Source organism: Dehalococcoides sp. (assembly GCF_041654235.1).
Taxonomy (GTDB): domain Bacteria; phylum Chloroflexota; class Dehalococcoidia; order Dehalococcoidales; family Dehalococcoidaceae; genus Dehalococcoides; species Dehalococcoides mccartyi_B.
In genome coordinates this window covers 1-6,442 of the sequence record NZ_JBAZDW010000068.1, presented here as the reverse complement: position 1 = coordinate 6,442, position 6,442 = coordinate 1, and the positions used below count along the sequence as shown (strand labels likewise).

General features: G+C 48.7%; 1 protein-coding gene, 2 tRNA genes and 2 rRNA genes. 1 reads left to right on the top strand and 4 read right to left on the bottom strand.

Features of this window, described 5'->3' with window-relative positions; genetic code table 11:
* The 4 genes from WC259_RS07195 to WC259_RS07180 form a co-directional block, all read right to left on the bottom strand.
* Window positions 1-1,972: ribosomal RNA gene (locus tag WC259_RS07195) — 23S ribosomal RNA — on the bottom strand; the annotation flags it as partial.
* 325 nt (window positions 1,973-2,297) lie between these two features.
* Window positions 2,298-2,370: transfer RNA gene (locus WC259_RS07190), tRNA-Ala, on the bottom strand.
* Between the two features lie 15 nt (window positions 2,371-2,385).
* Window positions 2,386-2,459 (bottom strand) — tRNA-Ile (locus WC259_RS07185).
* Window positions 2,460-2,581: 122 nt separating this feature from the next.
* Window positions 2,582-4,090: ribosomal RNA gene (locus WC259_RS07180) — 16S ribosomal RNA — on the bottom strand.
* A 589-nt stretch (window positions 4,091-4,679) separates the two neighbouring features.
* Here WC259_RS07180 and WC259_RS07175 point away from each other — a divergent pair.
* Window positions 4,680-6,356: a VanW family protein gene (locus WC259_RS07175; protein ID WP_372643912.1), complete on the top strand. Its 1,677-nt coding sequence runs from the start codon at window positions 4,680-4,682 to the stop codon at window positions 6,354-6,356.
* Window positions 6,357-6,442: the final 86 nt, after the last annotated feature.

Sequence of the window (6,442 nt, the reverse complement as noted above, 5' to 3'; positions counted from 1 at the left end):
GTTCACCGGGGCTTCAGTTCAAAGCTTCGCTTACGCTAACCTCTCCCTTTAACCTTCCGGCACTGGGCAGGTGTCAGCCCCTATACATCGCCTTACGGCTTAGCAGAGACCTGTGGTTTTGTTAACCAGTCACTAGAGCCTGTTCTCTGCGACCCTTCAGCGCTCTAGAAATCTATCACGCTAAAAGGCACCCCTTATCCCGAAGTTACGGGGTTAATTTGCCTAGTTCCTTAACGAGGGTTCTCCCGATCGCCTTAGTATTCTCTACTCGTCTACCAGTGTCGGATTGCGGTACGGGCACTCGAATTTCATCGCTTAGAGGATTTTCTCGGCAGCAAGGCTCAACTCACTTATGCCTTAAAGGACCGCCACTTGGTCTCAGCTCAAACTGCGGATTTACCTACAGTTCTCAACGCCTGACACCAGATGCACCTGCACAACCAATCGCAGGCTGGCCTACCTCGCTGCGTCCCCCCATCGCTCCATTCAAGTGGTAACGGAATGTTGACCGTTCGTCCATCACCTACGCCTCACGGCCTCGGCTAAGGACCCGACTAACCCGACGCGGAACAACCTGGCGTCGGAAACCTTAGACATACGGCGAACATGATTCTCACACGTTTTACGCTACTCATGCCTGCATTCTCACTTCTGTCCGCTCCAGCCGTCCTTACGGTCGACCTTCTCAGCAAACAGAACGCTCCTCTACCGCTCCAGCAAATGCTGAAGCCCATAGCTTCGGTATCTGGCTTAGCCCCGTTAAATTTTCCGCGCAAGATCGCTTGACCAGTGAGCTGTTACGCACTCTTTAAAGGGTGGCTGCTTCTGAGCAAACCTCCTGGTTGTTACAGCAACCTCACATCGTTTACCACTTAGCCAGAATTTAGGGACCTTAGCTGATGATCTGGGCTCTTTCCCTTTTGACCACGAAACTCATCTCCCGTAGTCAGACTACCATGTTCTAGAATATCGGCATTCGGAGTTTGGTTGGGGTCGGTAAGCTATAAGCCCCCTTGCCCATCCAGTGCTCTACCTCCGATATTTAACACATGGCGCTAGCCCTAAAGCTATTTCGAGGAGAACCAGCTATCTCCGAGTTCGTTAGGCATATCACCTCTACCCACAGCTCATCCCCTGACTTTGCAACGTTAGTAGGTTCGGGCCTCCACGAGATTTTACACTCGTTTCACCCTGGCCATGGGTAGCTCACCCGGTTTCGGGTTTAATCCTTGCGACTGTGCGCCCTATTCAGACTCGCTTTCGCTACGGCTACGGGTGTAACTCCCTTAACCTTGCCACAAAGATTAACTTGCAGGCTCATTCTCCCAGAGGCACGCCGTCAGGCATAGCGGCGCTCAACCGGCTTTCACCGGCGAACAGACCCGCCATTAGCCCTTCGACTGCTTGTAAGCTTACGGTTTCAGATTCTATTTCACTCCCCTCACCGGGGTTCTTTTCACCTTTCCCTCACGGTACTTGTACACTATCGGTCGCCAAACGTATTTAGCCTTGGAGAGTGGACTCCCCAGATTCCCACCGGATTAGCGTGCCCGGCAGTACTCAGGTGCCCAGCGGAAGGCAAATCGTTTTCGCATACGGGGCTCTCACCCTCTTTGGTTGGCTTTTCCACACCATTCTGCTAACAATTTGCTTGGTAACTTCCATATGCTAGGTCCTACAACCCCACCACAGCAAGCTGCGATGGTTTGGGCTATTCCCTTTTCGCTCGCCACTACTCAGAGAATGATTTCTTTTCCTCAGGGTACTTAGATGTTTCAGTTCCCCTGGTTCCCTTCCCTTTGCTTATAGATTCAACAAAGGAATGCTGTTGGTTCGCAACAGCAGGTTTCCCTATTCGGAGATCCCCGAATCGAAGCCTGTTCACGGCTATTCGAGGCTTATCGCAGTGACCCACGTCCTTCATCGGCATTTGGCGCCAAGGCATTCACCGTAAGCCCTTAGTAGCTTCCACGTGATGCGGAGAAATCGGTATTCTTTACTTTCTCTTTTCACTAAGAAACTTCAGTTTAAAACTTAATACATTCATATATTGAAATGTTGTATTCTTTAGGCCTACATACTATTCAATTATTAAGGTTCGCTGCGCTGTTTCGCCAGCGCTGAATGCCCGGAATGATTTCTGCGCATTCAGCGCTTGTGAAAATATTCGCTTGTTAAGTTCCTTTAGACAAATCGACCCAGCATTCCGCTGGGTCGCTGATTCTTACCTCGCGGTTTGCTTTTTTCATTACCTTGTTTGCAAGTTTACGCTCTTCAATACGCTCCAATTTTTCTGATGGAGATGAGGGGACTCGAACCCCTGGCATCCGCCTTGCAAAGGCGGCGCTCTCCCAACTGAGCTACATCCCCGTATCTCTAACCAGGTGGGCCTTTCAGGACTCGAACCTGAGACCTCGCCCTTATCAGAGGCGCGCTCTAACCAGCTGAGCTAAAGGCCCTTGCGGTGCCTTAACAACTCAGGAGTGAAAGGAAAGTACTTAGATTCTATCGCCCCTCTCAAAAGAGGGGGTTTTGCGAAAATTGAGCTGCCATCCGTAGATGACTGCTCGGTACTCTATAGAAAGGAGGTGATCCAGGCGCACCTTCCGGTACACCTACCTTGTTACGACTTCGTCCCAGTCACCGACCCCACCTTCGACGGCTCCTTCCTTGCGGTTAGGATACCGGCTTCAGGTGTTGCCAGCTTCCATGACGTGACGGGCGGTGTGTACAAGACCCGGGAACGTATTCACCGCAGTATTGCTGACCTGCGGTTACTAGCAACTCCATCTTCATGCAGGCGAGTTGCAGCCTACAATCTGAACTGAGGCCGGCTTTTTTGGATTGGCTCCGCCTCGCGGCTTGGCAACCTATTGTACCGACCATTGTAGCGTGTGTGTAGCCCAGGATATAAAGGCCATGCTGACTTGACGTCATCCCCACCTTCCTCCGGCTTAAAACCGGCAGTCCCGTGTGACACATATAACACACAGTGAGGGTTGCGCTCGTTAGCGGACTTAACCGAACATCTCACGACACGAGCTGACGACAGCCATGCAGCACCTGTGCAAGCTCCCCGAAGGGTCGGTCCCTTTTCAGTTTCCTACCACTTGCATGTCAAACCCTGGTAAGGTTCTTCGTGTAGCATCGAATTAAACCACACGCTCCGCTGCTTGTGCGGGTCCCCGTCAATTCCTTTGAGTTTTAACCTTGCGGTCGTAGTCCCCAGGCGGTAGACTTAACGCGTTAGCTCCGGCACTGGCAGATTTAACTCCGCCAACGCCAAGTCTACATCGTTTACAGCTAGGACTACCGGGGTCTCTAATCCCGTTCGCTCCCCTAGCTTTCGCGTCTAAGCGTCAGAAATGGTCTAGGAAGCCGCTTTCGCCACTGGTGTTCCTCCGGATATCTACGCATTTCACCACTACACCCGGAATTCCACTTCCCTCTCCCATTCTCTAGCTTGGTAGTTTTGAACGACCTCTCCCAGTTAAGCCAGGAGCTTTCACATCCAACTTTCCAAGCAGCCTGCACGCGCTTTACGCCCAATAAATCCGGATAACGCTTGCCTCCTACGTTTTACCGCGGCTGCTGGCACGTAGTTCGCCGAGGCTTATTCAAGGGATACTGTCCTTTCTCATCTCCCTTAAAAGCACTTTACAACCCGAAGGCCGTCATCGTGCACGCGGCGTTGCTGGATCAGGCTTTCGCCCATTGTCCAATATTCCCTACTGCTGCCACCCGTAGGTGTCTGGCCCGTATTTCAGTGCCAGTGTGGGGGGCCACCCTCTCAGGTCCCCTACCCGTCATTGCCTTGGTAGGCCATTACCCTACCAACTAGCTGATGGGACGCAGGCCCCTCCCAAAGCGGATTACTCCTTTAATCATCAAGTATCTAACCCTGATGACCGTATGGGGTATTAGCAGTCCTTTCGAACTGTTATCCCCCTCTTTGGGGCAGGTTACCAACGCGTTACGCACCCGTTCGCCACTAAGACTCCTCGTCCGAAGATAAGGAGCTTCGTTCGACTTGCATGTATTAAGCACGCCGCCAGCGTTCATCCTGAGCCAGGATCAAACTCTCCGCAAAAATCGAACACCAACTAAGTTGGTGTTGAGTTCTCTTGACTCAATAGAATTTTGGTTTTTCACTTTCCTCTCACTCTTCAGTTGTTAAGGTTCTCATCCATATTGCGGGACAGAATTGTAACCATATCTCCTGAACCTGTCAAGGCTCAGGGATAAAATTACCGATGCTTTCCTAATGTTTTGGACTGCACCGGTAACGCTGCTCACATCGTCCCTGCAAGCCTTCAATCTTGCAGCTATTCAATTGTAAACGATTTGCTTTTACAAATCTACAAGGTCAAATGGTGAAGTCGATTTTAACGGGTTCCGTACTGGCTGTCAAGGTAATTGGCAAGAGAAACCTTAAATTATCGCATTTTGCTATGCTTTGACTCCCAAATTATGCTTTTCAACCCTGCTATAATTCAAAAATGCCTATTTCGCAGAGGTCAACCTCTCTTAAATCGTTGATTTTACAAAGCCTATTATCCATATTCTATGGAACCCTCATATTTATATTCTGCGTTTTGCTATTTTTGTTAGGTTCCAACATCTGGTATGCCGGTCGGGTCTACCCCGGTATTTACTTCAACAGTATCGCCCTGGGTGGATTGACCAAACAGGAAGCCCAGCAAACCATCCAAACCCAGGTGATCCCCAACCTGCCCCAGAATATTTCTCTCATCTATCAGGACCAAATGTGGAATACAAACCTGCTGGAAATGGGAATTAGTTATGATCCTCAGCAAATCGCTGATTACGCGTTTTCGGTCGGTCGTTCCGGATCACCGGCTGTGTGGATGGGGGATGTGGTGGCCATCCTCAGTGGCAACAAATCCATCTCCTCCACAATTCTATTTAATGAAATTACTGCCGCTGAGACATTGACCAGAATTGCTCAGGATCTTGATCGCCCTGTTGAAGAAGCACGCCTATCGTTTGAGGGCAGCAACGTCATCACCACTCCGGGGCAGGTCGGAAGAGCATTGAATGTGGAACAAACCCTTCAGTTGGTTAGAGAAGCAATTCTTCAACAAAATTATTCAATCATTCCACTCATTGTGGCAGAAACCGCACCTGATATTTTGGATGCAGAACCCTATGCACAAACCATTCGCGAATTTCTGGCATCTGATTTTGTCTTGACCGTACCTGAAGAATATAATCATCCAAAAGAAGAGCAGCATCTCAGTGCAGATGTTCTTTCTCCCATGTTGGAATTGGTAAAAAAAAGTCAGGATGGGCAATTCTTGATTAGTTTGCAATTTCAAGAATCTGTCCTGCAAAATCTTCTTGCTGATCTGGCAGGGAAATTCAATATTAATACAACAAATCCTCGTTTTGTTTTCAATGATGCTACCAGTGAAATTGAGCTCCTCGAAAATGGGATCATTGGCAGGACTTTGAATATATCGGCCAGTCTTTCTGCAGTTCAACAGCAAATTGCCACTGGTGCGCATGAAGCCACACTGGTGTTCGATTACACAGCTCCCAGCGTTGCTGATACTGCCACAGGCAGTGAATTGGGCATTACGGAATTGATACAGCAGCAGAGCACTTATTTTTATGGATCCAGCAGTGCCCGTATTCAAAATATTAAAACGGCCGCCAATCGCTTTTTGGGTATTCTGGTTGCACCCGGAGAAGTATTTTCCATGGCAGACTATTTGGGGGAGATCAGCCTGGATTCGGGCTTCACAGAAGCGTTGATCATTTACAATGGAAAAACAATCGAAGGCGTAGGAGGGGGAGTATGTCAGGTTAGCACGACCCTATTTCGTACAGCTTTTTTTGGAGGGTATCCCATTCTCGAAAGATATCCGCATGCTTATCGGGTTTCGTATTATGAAAAAACAGCCGGAAATCAGATCAATTCCAATCTGGCTGGCTTGGATGCTACGGTATATGTGCCGTTGGTGGACTTAAAATTCCAAAATGATTCATCTTATTGGCTATTAATGGAAGCGTATGTATATCCGGAATCAAGCCAGATTCAATGGAAATTTTATTCCACCAACGACGGACGTTCGATGGAATGGGAGACAACCGGGCCTATTAACATTGTTGAACCACCCGAAACCAAGTATTATCTGAATACTCAGCTGCAAAACGGTGAGATAAAACAGGTTGATTGGGAAGCTGAGGGTTCGGATGTGCGAGTAGATCGTTGGGTATATAAAAATGGTGCACTCTATTTCCAAGATCAGTTTCTGACACATTACGAACCATGGGGAGCTGTATATGAAATTGGACCCGGAGTGGATGGGTACCCAATTTCAGAAGAATAACCTGTATACGAAGTGGTAAAATTCTGACCAACAAAAAGAGCTATTTACAAAAGGAGACTGCATGATCAGTAAAGATCTTTTAGAAA